Annotated in this window: 19 protein-coding genes; 5 read left to right on the top strand and 14 right to left on the bottom strand. The window is 68.5% G+C overall.

The genetic code is table 11. The features are described 5' to 3' along the window. Window positions 1-13: 13 nt before the first annotated feature. The 3 genes from ACWY4P_RS44215 to ACWY4P_RS44205 are packed head-to-tail and all read right to left on the bottom strand — an operon-like array spanning window position 14 to window position 2639. Window positions 14-739 carry a maleylpyruvate isomerase family mycothiol-dependent enzyme gene (locus tag ACWY4P_RS44215; protein ID WP_456206441.1) on the bottom strand — a complete coding sequence of 242 codons (726 nt, stop codon included), beginning with the start codon at window positions 737-739 and terminating at the stop codon, window positions 14-16. Beyond that, window positions 736-1566: a fumarylacetoacetate hydrolase family protein gene (locus ACWY4P_RS44210; protein ID WP_456206440.1), complete on the bottom strand. Its 831-nt coding sequence runs from the start codon at window positions 1564-1566 to the stop codon at window positions 736-738. Before ACWY4P_RS44210 ends, ACWY4P_RS44215 begins: the two co-directional genes overlap by 4 nt. After that, a complete protein-coding gene (locus ACWY4P_RS44205) occupies window positions 1563-2639 on the bottom strand; it encodes a cupin domain-containing protein (RefSeq protein ID WP_456206439.1) in 1077 nt (358 codons plus the stop codon). Before ACWY4P_RS44205 ends, ACWY4P_RS44210 begins: the two co-directional genes overlap by 4 nt. 114 nt (window positions 2640-2753) lie before the next feature. Between ACWY4P_RS44205 and ACWY4P_RS44200 the strand changes: the two genes are divergently transcribed. Next, on the top strand, window positions 2754-3527 hold the full coding sequence (locus tag ACWY4P_RS44200; protein ID WP_456206438.1) for an IclR family transcriptional regulator: 774 nt from the start codon (window positions 2754-2756) through the stop codon (window positions 3525-3527). Window positions 3528-3616: 89 nt separating this feature from the next. On the opposite strand, the gene ACWY4P_RS44195 is transcribed toward ACWY4P_RS44200, so the two are convergent. The 3 genes from ACWY4P_RS44195 to ACWY4P_RS44185 form a co-directional block, all read right to left on the bottom strand. Continuing rightward, complete coding sequence (locus tag ACWY4P_RS44195) at window positions 3617-5113, bottom strand: aldehyde dehydrogenase family protein (RefSeq protein WP_456206437.1); 1497 nt, start codon at window positions 5111-5113, stop codon at window positions 3617-3619. Between the two features lie 72 nt (window positions 5114-5185). Then, on the bottom strand, window positions 5186-6106 hold the full coding sequence (locus tag ACWY4P_RS44190) for an NADP-dependent oxidoreductase (protein ID WP_456206436.1): 921 nt from the start codon (window positions 6104-6106) through the stop codon (window positions 5186-5188). A 62-nt stretch (window positions 6107-6168) separates the two neighbouring features. Further along, a complete protein-coding gene (locus tag ACWY4P_RS44185) occupies window positions 6169-7131 on the bottom strand; it encodes an amidohydrolase family protein (RefSeq protein WP_456206435.1) in 963 nt (320 codons plus the stop codon). A 498-nt stretch (window positions 7132-7629) separates the two neighbouring features. On the opposite strand from ACWY4P_RS44185, the gene ACWY4P_RS44180 reads away from it, so the two are divergent. Beyond that, complete coding sequence (locus ACWY4P_RS44180) at window positions 7630-8721, top strand: quinone oxidoreductase family protein (protein ID WP_456206434.1); 1092 nt, start codon at window positions 7630-7632, stop codon at window positions 8719-8721. A 1018-nt stretch (window positions 8722-9739) separates the two neighbouring features. Here the strand turns inward: ACWY4P_RS44180 and ACWY4P_RS44175 are convergent. Then, on the bottom strand, window positions 9740-10204 hold the full coding sequence (locus ACWY4P_RS44175; protein WP_456206433.1) for a MarR family winged helix-turn-helix transcriptional regulator: 465 nt from the start codon (window positions 10202-10204) through the stop codon (window positions 9740-9742). Window positions 10205-10301: 97 nt separating this feature from the next. On the opposite strand from ACWY4P_RS44175, the gene ACWY4P_RS44170 reads away from it, so the two are divergent. From ACWY4P_RS44170 to ACWY4P_RS44160, 3 genes are all read left to right on the top strand, one after another. Further along, on the top strand, window positions 10302-11354 hold the full coding sequence (locus ACWY4P_RS44170; RefSeq protein WP_456206432.1) for an ABC transporter permease: 1053 nt from the start codon (window positions 10302-10304) through the stop codon (window positions 11352-11354). Between the two features lie 149 nt (window positions 11355-11503). Then, window positions 11504-11965, top strand: coding sequence for a MarR family winged helix-turn-helix transcriptional regulator (locus ACWY4P_RS44165; protein ID WP_456206431.1), 462 nt, complete (start codon window positions 11504-11506; stop codon window positions 11963-11965). 178 nt (window positions 11966-12143) lie between these two features. Continuing rightward, window positions 12144-12773: a TetR/AcrR family transcriptional regulator gene (locus ACWY4P_RS44160; RefSeq protein WP_456206430.1), complete on the top strand. Its 630-nt coding sequence runs from the start codon at window positions 12144-12146 to the stop codon at window positions 12771-12773. A gap of 257 nt (window positions 12774-13030) precedes the next feature. On the opposite strand, the gene ACWY4P_RS44155 is transcribed toward ACWY4P_RS44160, so the two are convergent. The 7 genes from ACWY4P_RS44155 to ACWY4P_RS44125 all read right to left on the bottom strand — a co-directional run bounded on the left by ACWY4P_RS44155 (window position 13031) and on the right by ACWY4P_RS44125 (window position 19011). Then, complete coding sequence (locus tag ACWY4P_RS44155; RefSeq protein ID WP_456206429.1) at window positions 13031-13918, bottom strand: SDR family oxidoreductase; 888 nt, start codon at window positions 13916-13918, stop codon at window positions 13031-13033. Between the two features lie 65 nt (window positions 13919-13983). After that, the gene (locus tag ACWY4P_RS44150) at window positions 13984-15087 is read right to left on the bottom strand and encodes an alcohol dehydrogenase catalytic domain-containing protein (RefSeq protein WP_456206428.1); all 1104 of its coding nucleotides are present in this window, start codon (window positions 15085-15087) and stop codon (window positions 13984-13986) included. After that, entirely contained in the window at window positions 15087-16076 is a 990-nt protein-coding gene (locus tag ACWY4P_RS44145) for a hypothetical protein (RefSeq protein WP_456206427.1), read from the bottom strand. The genes ACWY4P_RS44150 and ACWY4P_RS44145 overlap by 1 nt, the downstream gene beginning before the upstream one ends. A 90-nt stretch (window positions 16077-16166) precedes the next feature. Continuing rightward, on the bottom strand, window positions 16167-16910 hold the full coding sequence (locus ACWY4P_RS44140) for a hypothetical protein (RefSeq protein WP_456206426.1): 744 nt from the start codon (window positions 16908-16910) through the stop codon (window positions 16167-16169). A gap of 87 nt (window positions 16911-16997) precedes the next feature. After that, window positions 16998-17837 carry a fumarylacetoacetate hydrolase family protein gene (locus ACWY4P_RS44135; protein WP_456206425.1) on the bottom strand — a complete coding sequence of 280 codons (840 nt, stop codon included), beginning with the start codon at window positions 17835-17837 and terminating at the stop codon, window positions 16998-17000. Further along, window positions 17834-18478: a VOC family protein gene (locus ACWY4P_RS44130; protein ID WP_456206424.1), complete on the bottom strand. Its 645-nt coding sequence runs from the start codon at window positions 18476-18478 to the stop codon at window positions 17834-17836. The genes ACWY4P_RS44135 and ACWY4P_RS44130 overlap by 4 nt, the downstream gene beginning before the upstream one ends. A gap of 20 nt (window positions 18479-18498) precedes the next feature. Then, the gene (locus ACWY4P_RS44125; RefSeq protein WP_456206423.1) at window positions 18499-19011 is read right to left on the bottom strand and encodes a nuclear transport factor 2 family protein; all 513 of its coding nucleotides are present in this window, start codon (window positions 19009-19011) and stop codon (window positions 18499-18501) included. Window positions 19012-19042: the final 31 nt, after the last annotated feature.

Here is a 19042-nt window from a genome sequence, read left to right as displayed (position 1 = left end):
CTTTCCTTCGCGCTCACAGCCACGCGGGCAGCTTCGGCAGGGCTCCCCCGCCGGCGGGATACAGGGGGCCGGGCACGGGGCGCCCGGTCGCGTAGGCGGCCAGGCTGGGCAGGTCACCGCTCACCACGACCGGCTCCGCGCTGCCGGGCGGGCCCAGGAGCCAGGTGCGGTCAGCGTCCTCGGCCCGCAGCTCGACGAGGGGACAGTCCGGGCGGGCCCGGAAGGCGGCAGTCACGTCGTCGAGGAGCGCGTCGCACACCTCGCGCGGGACGTCGTCGAAAGTGGTGTCGATGTTGAGGTCGACGGCGTGGACCCACACCTCGCGCACCCGCATCCAGGGCACCTGAGAGGCGGGCACCTCACGCCCTCGCGCCGTGCGCACGGTCGCCGCCCAGCACTCGTCGGGCAGCGCGGCGAGTTCCTCGGCGAGACGGCTGTCGGCCGCGAGCAGCTCCGCACGCAGCTCTTCGGCCGGCTGCCGGGCGCACTCCTCGATCTCGCGCGCACGCTGGTCGCCACTTGCGTACATGGGCGTCTCCACACCCGTACGTGCCCAGGTCAGCAGGTTGACGAGCGCGTCGGCGTTGCGGGCGACATGGGCGATGACGTGGGCCCTGCTCCAGCCCGGCAGGTACGAGGGCCTGGTGAATCCCGGGTCGGTCAGCCAGTGCACGGCGGCTTCGAAGGCCGCCGTGCCCTTGGCCGCCCGCTCCAGCATCGCGGCCGGGCGTGCGCTCACCGCGTCTCCCGGCGGCAGGTGTTGCGGGTCTCGCCGATTCCCTCGATCCGGGTGACGAGGCGCGTACCGTCCTGCAGATAGCGGGCGGGCTTGCGAGCGTGGCCCACCCCGCCCGGAGTACCGGTGGCGATCACGTCGCCGGGCACCAGGGTGACGATTTCGGACAGGTAGGCGACCAGCGTGGCCGGGTCGAAGACGAGGTCACCGGTGTCGGCCTTCTGGACCGTGTCGCCGTCCACCTTGCAGGTCAGGCTCAGCCCCTGAGCGGACACCGCGGGGTCGTCGACGGTCACCAGCCACGGCCCGATGGGGGTGGTGGCCTCGAAGGTCTTGCCCTGGTCCCACTGGGTGGTGCGGTACTGCCAGTCGCGGGCGGTGACATCGTTGAGCACGGTGTACCCGGCGATCGCGGCCCGCGCCTGCTCCGTGTCGGCGTGCCGGACCTCGGCACCGATGACGACGCCGAGCTCGGCCTCCCAGTCCATCTGCGTGGAGGAGGCGGGCAGGGTCACATCGTCGTACGCACCGACCAGCGCCCGCGCGAACTTGGAGAACAGCGTGGGGTGCGAGGGGAGTTCGCGGCCCATCTCCAGAATGTGGGTGCGGTAGTTGAGGCCGACGCACACGACCTTCTCCGGCGCGACGACCACGGGGGCGTAGTCCAGGGCGTCTTCGTACGTCTCACCGTCCGCGTCCGCGGCACGCGTCGCCCAGTCGCTGTGGCGCAGGAAGGCCACCAGGTCGCTCTCGCCGAGGTCTACTGCCTTCTCGTTGTCGACGCGGACGGCGCGCGTGGTGCCGTTGACCCGGATGGTGGCGAGCTTCACTTGTGTTCTCCTCGGGAAGTACGGGCGAGGCCGAGGGCCTCGTAGACGGGCTCGTCGCTGAAACGGAACAGGTCGACCTGGGTGCGGGCGGACAGCGAGACTTCGCACCAGGACGGGACGACGAACAGATCGCCCCCGGCAATCTCGAAGACCTTGTCGCCGACGTGGGCGACCGCCTCGCCCTCGAACACCTGCCAGACCGCCGAGCCGACCGAGCGCACCGGGACGGTCCGCGTGCCGGCCCGCAGCCGGCGCATCTCGGTGCGCATCGTGACCAGGGCGTCCTTGCCGGTGGTGGGATTGGAGAAGCGGACTCCGGCGTGGCCCGGCTCGATCACACCAGGCACTCCTTCGCTCTCCAGCTCCAGCTGAGCGGACAGGGCGGCGTCGGTGTGTTCCCACCGGTAAGCGGCCAACGGGGAGTTGGGACGATCCGGCTGGCTGATCGGTCGCAGCCCCGGATGGCCCCACAGCCGCTCGCCGCGAGAGCGCTCGGGGGTGTCCCGGGTCGAGAGCTCGTCGGGGCCGAACTCGAAGAAACCGGCGTCCAGTTGGGAGACGAGCGGGATGTCGAGGCCGTCGAGCCAGGCCATCGGCTCATCGGTGACGTTCTGGTGCTCGTGGAAGGCCCAGCTCGGCGTGAGCAGCAGGTCACCCCGCCGCATCGCCACCGCGTCCCCGTCGACGTTGGTCCACACGCCCTCGCCTTCGACCACGAACCGGAAGGCTCCCTGGCTGTGCCGGTGCGAGGGGGCGACCTCACGCGGCCCCAGGTACTGGATCGCGGTCCACAGGGTCGGAGTGGCGTAAGGAAGGCCCGGAAGTCCGGGGTTCGACAGGGCCATGGCGCGGCGCTCGCCACCACGCCCCACCGGCACCAGCTCTCCGGAGCGCTGTGCGATGGGCAGCAGCTCCGCCCATCGCCAAAGGTGCGGGACGGCGGCAGGCTTGGGCGACATCGGCATGAGGTCGCCCACTTGGGTCCACAGCGGTATCAGGCCCGCGTCCTCGAAGTCTGTGTACAGCTCGTCGAGCAGCTTCTGCTCGATCTGTTCGCTGGTGGTATCGGTCACGGAAACCTCCACGTCGTGTGTTCGGCGACCGCCAGAAGCGCGCGATTCGGCGCTGGCTATGAAGCTACGCTCAGGTTTCCCCTGAGGGGAATTCTTGCCTGGTAGAATTCTGCTATGGAGAATTCCGTGGGCCTCGCGTCCGGCCCTTCGTATCCGGTGAGCGCCGCCGGCAATGCCTTGCGCGTCGTCCGGCTGCTGCACGAACTCGACGAGCTTCGGGTGATGGACGTCGCCGACCGGCTCGGTGTCGCGCGCTCGACCGCGCACCGGATCCTCGCGATGCTCGTCTTCGAGGAATTCGCGGTCCAGGACCGCCACAAGGTGTACCGGCCAGGACCGGCCCTACAGGCGATCCGGGGAAGCCAGGCGTCCCCGCCCCCCGATCTGATCACCATCGCCCACCCCCACCTGCGACGACTGGCGGACGCCGTCCGTGAGACGACCCACCTGATGGTGCTAGAGGGCAACGGAGCCCGCTTCCTGGACGGAGTGGAGGGCCCGCAGGCTCTGCGCGTGAGCTACCGCACCGGGACACTCCTTCCCGCCCACGTGGCCTCGGGCGGCAAGGCCCTGCTTGCAGCACTGCCGGCGGACCGGCTCCGGGCTCTCTACCCCAACGGGCTCCCCGGGGGCCGGGCGAAGGCTTCCGAGGACGTCGAGCGCCTCATGAATGAGCTGGTGTCAGTGCACCGTCACGGCTACGCCGTCAACCTCCAGGAGAGCGAGCGCGGAGTGCACGCCGTAGGCGCATGCATCCGCGATCGCACGGGCACGGCCGTAGCCGCGGTAGCCGTTGCTGCTCCATCCGTACGCTGCACCCGCGCGCGGCTAACAGAACTGTCCCGACCTCTGCTCGCCACCGTGCAGGACATCGGTCAGGGACTGTGACGGACAGCGGCGTGCGACACCGTGACCACCCGGCGTCGCACGCCGTACCGGCCTTGAGGACCCTCACAGGGCCTCCCGGACCCGGTTGTTCACTGGGCTCGTCCCGTGGCTTCGGCGGAGGGGGCCCAGCGGGGGATCTCGCCTGTGCCGGAGGGCAGCCGGATGCTCTTCGTGTAGGCGTACTCGTGCAGGGTCTCCACCGTGAGTTCGCGACCGTATCCGCTCGCACCGACGCCGCCGAAGGGCATCCCGGTGAAGGCGCGGTTGTAGTTGTTCACCAGGACGGCCCCGGCCCGCACTGCCCGGCTCACCCGCAGGGCGCGTTCCCAATCCCGCGTGAACACGCCGGCGAGCAGACCGAAGTCGGTGCCGTTGGCGATGCTGATCGCCTCCTCCTCGTCGTGGAAGGGGATCAAAGTCACGACCGGTCCGAAGATTTCCTCCTTCGCGATGCGCATGTTCCTGTGCACGCCGGTGAACAAGGTCGGCGGAACGTAGTAGCCGTCGGCCAGCGCCGGGTCGTCCGGCAGCGCTGCCTGGGCGGCGATCGTGGCGCCCTCCTTCACACCGATGTCGATGTAGTCCAGCACCCTCTTCTGCTGGGCGGCCGTCACCATGGGACCGATGTGAGTGTCCGGGGCGGCGCCGTTGCCAACACGCAGTCCTCGTACCGCTTCGGCGTAGCGGCGCGCGAACTCGTCATGGACGTCGGCCTGTACGAGAACGCGGGACGCCGCTGTACACGCCTCACCCTGGTTGAAGAAGCCGCCCTCGACCGCCCACGTCAGGGCGGAGTCGAGATCCGCGTCGTCGAAGACGATGAACGGGTTCTTGCCGCCGAGTTCCATCAGGGTCGGGGTCAGATGGTCGGCCGCGGTCTTGATGACCGTGGCACCGGTGACGGGTGAGCCGGTGAACGAAATCTTGCCGACCAGATCGTGTCCGGCCAGCCGCGCGCCGATCCTGCCGGTGCCGGGGAGGATGTGTACGACGTCGTCGGGCAGGACCGACTGGACGATCTGCACGACACGCATGGCCGACAGAGGGGCCTGCTCCGGCGGCTTGAGCACCACCGCGTTACCGACGGCCAGCGCCGGAGCGAGCTTGCTCGCGGTGTGAACAGGCGGCCAGTTGAAGGGCACGATAGCGGCGATGACGCCGTAGGGTTCGAGCAGCGAGAGGTCCAGCATGTTCCCCGCGTCGCGGAGCTGGTTCGGCATTGCCTCGCACAGACTCGCGAACATCTCGAAGATCCCGATCGCCGCTTCCACATCGAAGAAGCGCGCTTGGGACCGGGGCTTGCCCATGTCGCTGGTTTCCAGGGCCGCTATCTCGTCGGCGTTCTCGCGCAGCGCCTGAGCGATCTTCCTCAGCCAGCTGCCACGCTCGCGGGGCGTGCGGGCCTTCCATGCGAAGTGCGCTTCGTGGGCCGCCTGTACGGCCAGGTCGACTTCCTTGTCGCCGGCACCGTGGACGACGGCCAACGGCGCACCAGTGGCCGGGTTCTCGAGGGTGAATTGATCAGCGAGGTCCTCGGACGACCACCGGGTACGGATAACACCTGCCGGATCGGATGATGCCGCCACGTCATGCTCCGTTCGGATCTGCCTCGGGCGGATGCTTCGTATGCGAAGGTCATAAACAGGAATGAGGGTTCGTCAGGGCTTGAGCACGATCTTGCCCCTCGTGTGCCGACGTTCCAGTTCTCGGAAGGCTTCGCGGACTTCGTCGAGCCGGTAGACATGGGCGATGGGGATCTCCAGATCACCGTCGGCGATCAGCGTGGAGAGTTCCCGCAGGACATCGGCGCTTGCCGCCGCCGCGCTGCCCTCCGCCTTGGTGCCGTGCTTCGCCGCGCCCGGGAAGTCGATGATCGTGTTGATTCGTTCGCGGGGTACGCCCAGTTCCAGCGCCAGTTCGATGTAGGGAGCGCCGAAGGTGTCGATGAAGGCGTCGATCGTGCCGTGGGCCGCGGCGCGGATGCGCTCGCCGACGTCCTCTCCGTAGGTCAGCGGGATCGCTCCGTGCTGGGCAAGCCATGCGTGGTGGGGCTCACTCGCCAGACCGATGACGGTGGCTCCGGCGTGCCGCGCGAGTTGTACGACGAGAGAGCCGACCCCGCCGGCGGCCCCGGAGACGACGACTGTCTCGCCACGCCCGACCTTGACGGCGTGTACCGCCGCGTACGCCGTGGTACCGGCGACGAAGAGCGCGCCGGCCTGCTCCCAGGGGACGCCCGCAGGTCGGTGGATGAGCTGGTCCTCGTCGACGATCACGTACTCGGCGTGGCTGGCCCGCTGGTCAGTGAAGCCGATCGCCTCATCGCCCACGGCGAACCCGGTGACTCCTGCGCCGGGTTCCTCGACGATCCCGGCGAGATCGCTGCCCTGGCCCGACGGGAAGGTCGCCGGAAACCTGTCGTGCAGGAACCCCTGCCGGATCGCGGCCTCGCCCGGGTTGATCCCGGCAGCCACCACTTTGACGAGTACCTGCCGTTCACCGGGCTCGGGCCGTTCGACGTCGATCACGTTCAGTGCGTCGATACCGCCGTACTCCGCGAATCGCACTGCTTTCGCCATCGTGACTCCTCTGATCTCACTGCGGGTGAAGAGAAGGCGGGTCTACGCAGGCTTTCGGTCGTTCACAGCCCCAGAATGCGATCGGCATTGCCGTGCGCGATGCGCTCGAGGTCGGCCGGTGCGTACGGTGCGGAACGCAGGAAGCCCACCGCCTCGGCGCTGGACTCGAACGGGTAGTCGATGGAGAACAGCACCCGGTCGACACCGACGGCATGGACGGCTCCCAGAAGTGCGGCATGCGACATGACTCCGCTGGTGGTGACGTACACGTTGTTCCGCAGGTAGTACGAGGGCAGGTGCTGCACCCTGTGTCCAGCAGGCACCTGGTCGTAGCGGCTGTCGAGCCGGGCCATCTGGAACGGCAGCAGCTCGCCCATGTGCCCCAACGTCACCGAGGCGCCCGGGAACTCGTCGAACACGCCGCCATAGATCAGCCGGAGCGCATGAGCACCCACCGTCGCGGTCCAACCCCACGACGGCCCGACGAGCACGGGATACCCGTCGAAGACACGCCAGTTGTCGGCCGGAACAACAGCCGGATGCAGATACATCGTCACTCCGAGGCGCTCCAGCTCGGCCCATAGCGGCCTGAACTGCGGCTCGTCCAGGTAATGCCCCCGCACATGGTCGTTGTACAGCACGCCCTTGAGCCCGAGCTCCTCCACCGCCCGACGCAGCTCCACGACCGCGGCCTTCGGGTCCTGCAGCGGAAGGGCCGCGAAGCCCGCGAACCGCGTCGGATGCCCGGCGACCGCCTTGGCCAGATAGTCGTTGACCCGCCGCGCGGCGGCCACCGCCTCCGCCGGATCCTCGATCACTTCCAGACCCGGCGTGGAATACGAGAGGACCTGGACATCGACGCCGTTGGCGTCCATGTCCGCCAGCCGCAGCTCGGTCAGATCGTCCAAGCGCCGAAACCACTCCTGCTTGATCGCCTCCGGCACCTCCATGTGCTGACGGATCGCCTCCTCCTGCCGGATGACTCCAGGAATGGAGAACGCCTCTTCCACGGCCACGATGCGCACTTTTCCTCCGATGTATTCCGGTGGTGCTTCGAGCCGTCGCCTTCGGGTCGTGTCGGCGGACCTGACGTCGGCTGCTCGTGGGCGGTTCCCTGGACGCCGCGGGCCGTCGTGGAGACACGGTTGCCAGGCGCGGCCCGCCTGCCGGCGCGGGACCCTGCGGTGGGTGATGCGGGGCCGCCCACTTCTACACTCTTGAACTAGAGTCAAGCTAGTTCCAGGGTACTTTCCAGTCAACACGAGCAAGGAAGCCAGATGTATCCGGGCCCCTTCTCATGACTCGCAGTCAAGAGTTCGGGTAGTCTCCCAACCTGGGCCGACAGCCGCGGTCAGGCCACGCGACCGGCCACTCGGATCGTCGGACCCTTCAGTTCCTGATCCACCCTGGCAAGCCGCCTGATCGAGGTCCGCTCGCACACGGGCCCACCGGGGCGGGCGAGGCGCAGGACGGCTCTATGAAGCCCCCGATGAACCGTGTAAACGATCTGAAGGAACGTGAAAGTGGAACAGACCATGATGGCGGTCCGCCTGTTCGAACACGGCGGGCCCGAGGTGCTCAAGTACATCGAGGCGCCGATTCCCGAGGTCGGCCCCGACGACGTCTTGATGCGCGTCCACGCCACGGCCGTCAACAGCTGGGATCTCCGCTACCGCGCGGGCAACCTGCCGCAGCCTCTCCCGGGACGGCCGCCGTGGCCCCTGCCGTTCCAGCTCGGCCGGGACGCGGCCGGTGAAATCGTCGCCACCGGCGAGAACGTCACCCGGTGGCGCCCCGGCGACAGGGCGGTGCAGCTCCCGCACCCGCCGTGCCGTAACTGCGCCCTGTGCGTACGCGGACTCGAAAACCTGTGCGTGGACACCGCCTACCCCGGACACCAGATCTTCGGCGGATACGCCCAGTACGTCGTGCGCCGCCAGGACGCCATCCTGCCCATCCCCGACGACGTCGACTTCCAGACGGCCGCAGCCACCATGTGGACCTACACCACCCCCCTCAACTGCGCGCGCCAAGCACCCGTCGGCCCCGGCGACACGGTGGTCATCACCGGCGCCAGCGGCGGAATGGCGATCGCCTGCGCACAACTGGCCAAGCTGAGCGGAGCCACCGTCATCGGCACCACCACCAAGCCGGACCGCGACGAAGCGCTCAGCAAGCTCGGCTACGACCACATCGTGCACTCCACCGATCCCCGACTGCCCGCACAGGTCAGGGAGCTGACCCGCGGCCTGGGCGCCGACGCCGTCTGGGACTGCGTCGGCGGCAACGACTTCTTCCAGCTCTCCCTTTCCTGCACACGGCTCGGCGGCACCGTCATCGTCCTGGGCACACCGACCGACCAGGGATCCCGCCTCGAACTGGACGCACTCGCCCTCATCGGCCAGCAGGTGAGGATCGCCAGCGTGCGCGGCGCCACCCTGCGCGACCAGCAACTGTGCCTGGAACTGCTGGCAGACAAAAAGATCAACCCGATCATCGACCGCGCCTACCCCCTGGAAGAAACCGCCGAAGCCCACGCCTACCTCGAAAGCCACCAACAGACCGGCAAAGTACTCCTCCTGCCCCAACACCCCAGCCAACCGCCGAACAGGTGAGTTGCCCAGGTTGGGTGGAGCCGAGTTACTTGGTTTCAAGCTGTCCGCGGTGTGCGGAGTTCACACTCCACGGGCTGAGCATGCCCCTCGGCCGCTACCGCCCTGAGCCCGCGGATCCTTCTAGCGAGCTGCGAGTGGACTCTTCACCCGCACCCTCGCCGGCCTGGCTGGGCTGCGCCTTGGTGAGACCGTCTGTGCCTCGGGCCTGAAGGGTCAGCCCCCGCCCTGGACGCCTTGCTCACCGCGGAGACCGCCTTTGCCGTGGGTGGCCACCAGCCTCCAGCGCGGGTCTCATGGACCCGCGAGGACCTCGGCGCACTTTGTACGTCGCCGCGAAGGCCGCCACCCCCTGGGAGCTGGGCGACGGTGACGATCATGCCTTCGCCTGCCGCGGGATTGCGGGCAGTCGTGGGGCCCGCCGCTGTTCGCTGCGTGGCCCCACCCGTGGTGTGCGTTCAGACGCTGTCCAGCAACAGGTCGACGACGACGACGACGAGGGTAACCACCACCGTGCCAGGCAACGCGGGCACGTCGCCGCGAACGGGGTCGTGTCTGCGAGGGTGGCGATGCCGGCAGGCCGAACGCCCTGTCCTCGACGGCGCCACCGATCAGGCCGGTGAACCGCCGGGCACGCCCGGTCAGGACGGGCAGGGCGCGTTGGGCAGGCACGCCGAGACTCAACGCTGCAGCCGGTCAGGACCGGCTGCGCACCGTGCGCGCGAGGTCAGCGCGCAGGACATCGAAAGGCGCCGCCCACTCGCATCGCGATGGCCACGGTGGCGGTGGCCGCGATGGCCTGGGACCGGGTGGACAAGGCGATCGAGCAGGAGCCAGCCGGTGCCGGAGGGGCCGAGGGCGACGTAACCGGCGGCCGGCAGTGGTCACCCACACGAGCCGGACCCATCTCCGCCGCATGAGCGACCTGCTTCGCCAGATCAGGGAAGAGGCCGCGGAAATGCTGCACTGACCGTGCGAACAGGCTCTGCCTGGCCCTCACCCAGATGTGGGCACAGCGCGCTCAGCTCGTGCCACGCGTCGGCAAAGCATCGGGATTGAGCTCGGCAAGCATCCGGAGCAGCAGGGTATGTACGACTGCCCGCTCGGCGGGGGCGAGGACCGCAAGCGCGTCCTCGTCGAGACGTTCCACCACACCCCGCGCCCGCTCGGCGAGCTTCGCGCCGCTGTCGGTGATGGTCAGCTGTACGGTCCTGCGGCTCGAAGGGTGGTCGTGGCGAGCCAGAAGGCCGCGGTCGACCAGCGCGTTGACAGCGGCGCCCATGGACTGGGGAGTGAAGCCGGTCCGACGCGCGATCTCCGCAGCGGAGATGCCTGGGGTCCAGACGACGTGCTGCAGAGCGTTGTGCTGGGCAGCCGTGAGGTTGAGCGAGCGCAACGCTCTCTCAAGACGCGTCCCCATCACGTGCACCACCTGCCACGCCAGGTAGCCCATGCGCGTCGAGGGCTGTGCGTCAGGACGCCCCATCAGTAACTCCAAAAGTAAGGTGCCTGATACTTCTATGGTACAAATAGAAGGTACCTTAGAAGGTACCTTACAAATAGAAATGAAGAGGGCCCCTCACATGTCCACGCCACCGACCACTTCCGCCGAGCCGCGCCATGCGCACCATCACCACGCGATGGACACCGCTTCAGCGCCGCAGGGCGCCACCGGGATGAAGGGGGTTCTGCTCCCCGTCGCGATCGTGCTGGTCATCGGCTCGATCTTCGTCAGCGTGTTCCTGGCCGCATTTCACGCCCCGCGGCCTCACGACCTACCGGTCGCCGTAGTCGGGACGCCCCAACGGCTTGAACAGATCGCCGGCGGGCTGGAACTCGGGCTGCCCGGCGGATTCGAGGTGAAGCGCTACCCCGACGCGAATGCGACCCGCCACGCGCTGCAGGACCGAAAGGTGTACGCCGCCTATGTCACCAGCCCCGGGAAGTCCGCCGAGCTGCTGTATGCCGGAGCCAACGGCCCTTCGGTGACCTCGACGGTCACCGGTGCCTTCTCCGGTGTCGCCAAGGAGAACGGAGACCGGCTGACCGTGCAGGACGTCGTGCCGGCCTCGGCGGGCGACACACGCGGTATGTCGGTGTTCTACGCCGGGTTCGGCGTCGTGCTGGCCGGATTCCTGTTCGGCATGATGACCTACCAGATGGCTCCGCGACTGGAGTACCGGTGGAGGTTGGCCAGCCTGGCCTCCTTCAGCATCCTCGCCGGCGTCCTCGTGGCGGCGATGGCCGGCAGCCTGGGCTTCTCGGCACTGCCGGGCCCCTTCCTGGGCATCGCGGGGGTCATCGCACTGATGGCCGCGGCCGTCGGCAGCGCGACCATGATGTTCATGCGCCTCTTCGGCCGCGCCGGGATGTCGCTGGCCGCCGTGGTCCTGCTGACCTTCGGCAACAGCACGAGCGGTGGCACGCTGCCCACCGCCTACCTGCCGGACTGGCTGCATCCGCTCTCGGAGATCCTCCCGGTGGGAGTCGGCGTACGAGCCGTCCAAGGTTTGTCCCACTTCAACAACGACGGTCTCACCGCGGGCGTCGTCGTCCTGGTGGCGTGGATCCTCGTCGCCGCCGTGGTGCTCTTCTGGCTTGATGCCCGCGGACCACGTCGCGCGGCCGCCGACTGACCCGTCAGCCTGCCGAGTGCCGTTCCCCCATGCCGCCTGTGGGACAGGAAGGCGGCATCGGCCCACGGTCCGTGACACGGCGGAGGCCCAGCTCCACTGACCGGTGACACACTCGCAAGCAGCGCACCTCACTCTCGTAGACTGCGGCCGTGACCGACGCCGCGTTCCCCACCACCGGATACCTCGCCTGGCAGTTCTCCCAGATCATCGCCGGACGACTGGAGCGGGCACTGCGCGCGGAGGACCTCACATTGGCGCAGCACAACGCTCTGCAGCAGGTCCTCTGGACGCCGGGGGTGTCCGCTGCGGAGATCGCGCGCCGCTCCGGCATCACGGCTCAGTCCATGGGAGCCGCGGTGAGCCAGCTCGTCGAGCGAGGACTGCTGCGACGGGAGCCGCATCCGACCAACCGCCGCAGCATGCGCCTGTTCGCGACCGCCGAGGGAGGCGCGGCGGCCGCTCGTGCCACGTCGATCGCGAGGCGGATCGAACGGGAGACGACCTCGCCGCTCTCTCCGGATGACAAGGACGCCATTCACCGTCTGCTCTACCGTTTGGTCGAGGAACTGAACCCCGACGCCCTCGCCATCGACACTCGATCACTGAACTAGCCCTGGCCGTCCAGCGGATGCCACTTCCGGATCCGGCGCGTCGACGTGAGGAAGAGACGTGAAAAGGACGAGCGGGACACAGGTCGTCAGGCGCAGGTGAGTGCTGCACTGGGGACGGAGTCACCACGCGGACCGCGCGACGTTCACTGGTGCGCCGCGAGCGAAAGGACGGAAAGCCATGAGCCGTACCGAGAGCCGTCCGCCGTCGTACGGTTCCACCCGTGGTCGTCCCCGCAGCAAGGCCGTGGAACAGGCCATCCTGGAAGCGGTGCTGATGCTTCTCGAGGACGGCGTCCCGTTGGCCGATCTCTCCGTCGACCACATCGCCCGCACCGCCGGCGTCGGCAAGGCGGCCATCTACCGCCGCTGGAGCGACAAGGAGGACCTCTTCATCGACGTCATCCGCGCCGCCGAGCCCTCTGAGCGCGAACTCCCCGGTACGTCGATGCGGGACGACCTGGTCGTTCTCCTGGAGTCACTGCGCCAACGCAGCCTGGCCGGCCGCTCGTCGGCGATCCTGCACACCGCACACACCCAGATGAGAAGCAGCCCGAAGATATGGGCCGCCTACCACTCCGGCGTGATCACTCCCCGGCGCGACCTCGGACTGGAGATCCTCCGGCGAGGCCAGCTGAACCGGGAACTCCGTACGGGCATCGACCTGGAACTGACCATCGACATGTTCGTCGGCCCCCTGCTCATCCGCACGTTCGTACGCCACGACCCCGACCTCCCGGATGGACTGCCCGAACAGATCGTCGACACCGTCCTCGATGGCCTACGGCCTGTCAGCTCTCCACGCAGTTGAACGCGTAGGCACGGGGGGCGCGGCCGCTGCCACCCGCGTCCGCCGCACCGCACCCGGTGGGCGCGCGAACCCGACATGGTGGTGCGCCCCGGCCGCTTGTCTGAGGAGAACATTCGCATTCGCTGGACGGCGTCACCCCGCAGGTCACGTGCCGCCGCATACCGAGCAGCCGTTGGCGCGGTGGTGGTTTTCCGTTGTCCCTACGCGGGGTGTCTCCCCTCCATTGGGGGGACACCCCCCGACTGCGTCGGGAGCGCTCAGCCTCGCGCGGCGAACGCGGTGGCCGCTTCCGCGAAGGACGCGGGTTCACGGCCGAGCAGCATCCGCAGGACGTTGCTGTTGCCGCGTAGGCCGTGCCGGTCATAGTCCTGCCACATGGCGCGCATGTCCGAGGCCCGGGACGCAGAGTCGGCCACTCCCGGCGGGAGCGGTGCGTCCGCCCAGTCCACCGTCCTCGCCTCCAGGTCCACTCCCTGGGCACGCCCGGCGAAGCGCACCGCCTCGGCCAAAGTAAGGGCGGGTCCAGCGAGTTCGTAGGTCGCCGAGTCGTGCCCTTGCTCGGAGAGCACCTTGACGCCGGCTTCCCCGAGGTCGCGCAAGTCGATGAACGAGAACTCGTTGTCGACGTTGAACGGCACCCCGACGGGGCCGGCCGGAGCCCTCCCCCACGTCGACAGGACGATCTGCGCGAACATCGAGGGCTGGAGAATCGTCCAGTTCAGCCGCGAGGCCCGCACGACGGCCTCGGCGTTCGCCTTGCGCAGGTGGTGGCGCAGCCCGGGGGTGTGCGGATGGAGGACGGACAGGTACACGAATCGGCGCGCGCCCGCGTGCTCAGCCGCCTCGAGCGCCCTGATCGCTAGCACGTCTTCCTCCGGGTGGAACGCCGGCGCGATCATGAACACGAAGTCCGCGTCCTGCAGCGCCTGACGGACGGTGTCCGGCTTCTCCAGGTCGGCCTCGACGATGTCGTCGACGCCCAGGGCAGCCACTCGTTCCCGCCCTGCCGGGCCGTGCACCACGGCCCGGACCCGGAAGGGGGCTCGCAGCGCGGCCTCCAGCACGTACCTACCGCAGAGCCCGGCCGCGCCGATCACCGCGATCAGGGGCGGCTCCTGGCTGCGTACGGCTTGTGATTCGGACACTTTCCCGGTTTCCTCTCGCTGTTCTGAGGTGGCTTCGCGGAGCCGTGCCGCGCTCGTGCGTCGGGTCAGGGGTTGATCACGGTCATCCACATGGGGTTGTCGGCACGTTGCTGTATCGCGTCCATGGCCTTGAGCGCTTCGGTGAGCGGGAACCGGTGGGTGATGAGCTCGTCGGCGGTGAGGGTGCCCGCCGCGAGCAGACGCAGGACATCCGTTGCGTCCTGGCGGGTGTAGGCGCGAGTGGCGACGAAGCGCCAACAATGCATCATCAGGGCGATGGGGGCCAGCGGCAGCGGGGTGGAGTTGCCGCCCATGTGCACGAGTGTGCCGCCGGTGGCCATGCCGGCCATGGTCTGGCCGAGGGCGGGTCCCTCCGGGATGAAGTCGATGACGGCATGGGCTCCCTCGGGTGCCAGCTCGCGCAGCCGACGGGTGAGAGTGCCGTCGGTCGACCAGTTCTCAGGGAGTTCGTCGAGTGCGACGACGCTGGCCGGTATGCCGCCGGCGAGCCCGGCGACGCGGTGGAGGCGCTCGGTGTCGCGGCCGACGAGGATCAGACGGGCGACTCCGAAGTGCTCCGCGAGTTTGACCGTCGCGGTTCCCATGGTGCCGGTCGCGGCGGTGACCACGAGGGTGGCCCGTTCCGGAAGGTCGGCGCACTTGAGTGCGCGCACGGCGTTGGCCAGGTCGTGAACCTTGGCCGCGACGTCGAAGCCGACGGAGTCCGGCAGGGAATCGATCAGCCAGTGCGGGGCGCGGATGTACTCCGCGAGTCCGCCGTCGTGGTACTGCTCGTACAGTGGCATCGGGGCATCGCCGAAGGCGGCGTGGCCGAGCATGGCCTGCTGGGCGCACATCATGTCCCGGTCGGTACGGCAGTAGTCGCACTCACGGCAGTTCAGCAGGGGGTGGACCCGCACCCGGTCGCCGACCGCGTGGCCCGTGACGTCGCGGCCGACGGCCGTGACGACGCCTGCGGCCTCGTGGCCGAGGGTGGTGGGCAGATGCTTGAGCGCCCCCATCCGAAGCAGGCGCATGATCCCCGGCGCCAGGCCGGCGGAGGCGACCTTCACGACCACGTCGAGCGGACCTGGCTCGGGCACGGGCATCTCGTCCAGGACGAGTGCTTCGGCGCCCTGGTGCGCTCGCAGGGCAAGCATTGTGGCCATCAGCGGACCTCCACGGTGAGGCTCGGGAGCCGTTCGGGCGTGTAGGCATCCGCCGTACGCGTGGTCTCGGCGACCTGGGGCAGTTCCTGGTGCGAGAGGAGACTGACGTAGTCACCGGGCTCGGTCACGACGCTGGTGTGGGAGATGCCGAGCGGGATGCGCACGAAGTCGCCCGGCTCGAGGTCGACGACGCCCCGCTGGGTGATCAGCGTGCGGTGACCATGGGCCTGGTACTGGATCTCGTCGGCGTCGAGGGTGCGCCGGTAGCGGCGCTGTCCGCCAGGAATGGTGGTGACCATGCCCAGGCGGATGCGATCCGTCGTGTACAGCCAAGTGACGTCCTGACCGGGATCGGCCCGCAGCACCGCCATCCGCCGGTCCTCCTGGTGCACCTGCTCGAGCAGGAGCTGTTCGTCGACCCCGAAGACGGTGATGTCGTGGCCGAGCGCAGCCATGCACTGAGTGATCGCCTCGTTGGCCTCGCCGGGCTGCCAGCCGGGGAACGGCGGGAACATGGCCCCGGACTCCCGCTGGGCAGGCGCCAGCTCGGTAACCGGCGCGGGGATGTAGAACAGCAGGTGGCTGTCCTCGCGGCAGTAGTTGTCGTGGGCGACGCCGCGCGGGATACGGGAGAACTCGCCGGGCTGGAACTCGATCACGCCGAGCTCGGACATCAGCGTCCGCTCGCCGCCGATCTGGTAGGAGATCTCGTCGACGTCGCAGTTGCGATGGTAGAACGGCTGCCGGCCGTCGAGTTTCTGCCACTCGACGCGGATCTCGTCGTTCTCATAGACGCCGCGCGGCGGGGCGTATGCCTCCGGCTCGTACTGCTGCGGGTAGTGCACCACGGTCAGCGGCGGGTGCTCCGCCCACAGCTTGACGGGCACCTTCGGGGGATGCGGCAGCGAGAGAAACAGGTGCTCGTCGCGGACGATGCTGCGCAACGGATGGTCGGAGCCCAAGACCATGACGTCTTCAACGACACTCACGGGGACCTCCTTGTCCTTGGGCGAATGAGTGGATCGACTCGGGTGACGGGGCGTGTGCCGCAGCCTGTTGCCTGAAGCCCGTGGCAGTGGTCACCTCTTTCGACCCCAGTACATCTCGATGCCCTTCCATTCCATCAGCTGAGGGCTGTCGACCTTGTCCCCGAACGCCTCGCGGATCTGCTCTCCGGAGTAGTAGGGAATGTCGTCCACGGGGACGTGCGCGAAGAGTTTGTCGAACCACTGCCGAAGGTGGACGTCGGCGTTGATACGGGAGAAGAACGTCGCTCCCTTCAAGACCGATTCGGCCAGCACGATGCGCCGGCCGGGCTTCATCACCCGCAGCAGGTCCGCAGCCGTCTCATGCCAGTCGTCACAGTGTTGGGTCGCCTGCAACACGGCGACGCAGTCGTATGCCTCGTCGTCCACCGACTCCGTGTACGACCAGCGCCAGCAGCCGATCTGGCCGTTCCGGCCGGGGACCTTGCCGAGGACGGCGTTTCGTCCGTCCTTGATGATCTCCACGGTGTCGATGACACCCTCCGGTCCCACCAGGGCCCGCATGTCCTCGACCCATCCAGAGGGCGCGATACCCTCACCGATGAGCAGAACCCGGTCCCCGGGACGGAGTTCGAGGAGACCGTAGACGATCTCGGAGATCGGCCGGGCCAGCTCCTGCCAGATGTACGGCAGGCCACCGGCGATGGCCATGGCCATTTCCCATTTCGCCCGCAGGTTGATGTCGCGGATCTCCGGGCCGAAACGCTCCTCGTCCCACGGCTGGATGTATCCCCACGGGTCTCCGCCACCGAAGCTGTCCTTGGTTTCCGTACTCATGTCGTCATGTCCTCCGTAGCCTGCCGGAATCGTGTGGTGAGGGCGCCGTTCCTCCGGCTGGAATACCGCCCCGACGCGCCCGGTCAATCAAGCGCAGATGTTGACAAGGGCGCCGATGCCTTCGATCTCGATGCGCACCTCGGTGCCGGACCGCAGGAAGAGCCCCTGCCTGTGGCCGACGCCGACCGGGGTCCCGGTGCTGATCACGTCGCCGGGTTCAAGGGTCGTCTGCCGAGACAGATAGGAGACCAGCGCTGGAACAGGGTGGATGAGCTGCGAGGTGCGTGCGTCCTGGCGCAGCTCGTCATCGACCCAGGTGCGCAGACGCAGGTCGTCGGGGTCGGTGAATTCGTCGAGCGTGACCAGGGCCGGCCCCATGGGGGTGAAGGTGTCGAAGCTCTTGGCGGCGGTGACATCGGCCGCACGGCCGGGGATGCGGCCCTTCTGCACGTCACGGGCGCTGACGTCGTTGACGATCGTGAAGCCGGCGACGAACGCGTACGCCTCCGCCTCGGACACATCGGTCGCGCGTCGGCCGATGACGACCGCGAGCTCGCCTTCGTAGTCGACCTCGTCGGGGGCTGCCTTCGGGAAGCGGATCTGCTCGCCCGTGCCGATGACCGAGGACGGCGCCTTCAGGAAGACGACCGGCTCCTCCGCCACGCCGTTGTAGTCCACCTCGGTGCGGTGGTCGGCGTAGGCGTAGCCCACCGCCCAGATCTTCGAGGGCCGGGGGACGGGAGCGAGGAGCTGGATCTGCGTCGTAGGCATACGGTCGCGGACCGCGGCCATGGCCAGGGCACCGAGGCCGGGGCCGCCCTGCAGAGCCGTACCGAGGTCGGTTGCATCGACGTCGAGGAAGGCGATGGTCTCGCCGTCGTCCTCCAGCCTGCCGATTCCCTTGACCGTGCTGACGAACCTGGTCACAGGCCCACCGCCCGGTTGTCGAGACGCAGCAGCTCGCGCTCGGAGTCACCGGCGCGGTAGCGGGCGGCGAAGCGGTCGGGGTCCAGTTCCAGCCCGGAGGGGTTCGCGGCGAAGACGGGCCCGGACATGAAGGCCACCTCCTCCTCGACCGTGGCGAAGTTGGGGCAGGAGAACTCGACGATGTTCCGGTCCGGGTCGCGGTAGTAGAAGCTGGTGGCCTGTCCGTGGTTGGCCGCACGGTGCGGGCGCACGCCGATGGAGGCCATGTGTTCGTGCTGGGAGATGAGCTCGCCCAGGGTGCTGACGCCGAACTGGAAGTGGTGCAGACCGGGTCCGAAGGACTCCGTCTCGCTCAGGCTTTCGACGCCGAACAGGGCGAAAACCTGGCTGTGCGGGGCGTCTGCGATGCGGAAGAAGCCCAGCCGGACGTCGACCGCCCGCTCGGGCATGTCGGCGGGGCGCGGCGGGGCGTCCGGGTCAGGGGTCCGCTCGTAGAACGGGCCGTGCCCGAGGACGTGGGCGTAGAAGGCGGCCATGTCGTCGTAGCGCGCGGTCTTGAGCACCAGCTCGGAGAGCTGCAGCGCGACGGCTTGCGTCCCGCCGGCCCCTGTCCCGGCCTCGGTCTGGGGGGTCGTCGTCATCGTGAGGGCCTCCTTGCCCGTCAAACGGTGGGGTGCAGCGACCTTGAGGCGCGGCGCGCGATGCGCCACTTGCCGCCGGTACGGCGGAACTGGTGGGTCGTGTTGAGGACGCGGTCCAGGACGTAGGCACCATCGGGCTGCCGCACGTGCAGCAGGATCAGCGCCTCCAACTGGACGGACTTACCGTGGGGCCCGCCGGCCTGGACCGTGGTGACCTCATTGGCAAGCACGTGGACGGTCTGCCGCGCCGTGTCGGCCTCCCGCGCACGGAGGAAGTTGAGAATCTCGCTGCGCCCACGGAAGACCCTGCCGTGGGCCTCGAATTCGGCATCGTCTGCGAACACGTCGATCCCGGCAGTGGCCCGGCCTCTGTCGACGTCGTGGTGGTATCCGACAGCCAGAGCCAGGCAGTGGCTCCCGGCATCGTCTTGATCAGCAGGAGTCGCCATGGCGTTCCCTGTCTCTTGAACCTGAGATGAGCGTAGCACCGCACATGATCGGTCAAAAGTCTTGTGTTTTTCCAGGTCTTCCATACAGCGACACGCGCGTGTAATTCTGACTCCC

It is taken from the genome of Streptomyces sp. LZ34, assembly GCF_053890475.1.
The sequence above is the reverse complement of the archived record's forward strand: the minus strand, read 5'-3'. Positions and strand labels throughout refer to the sequence as shown.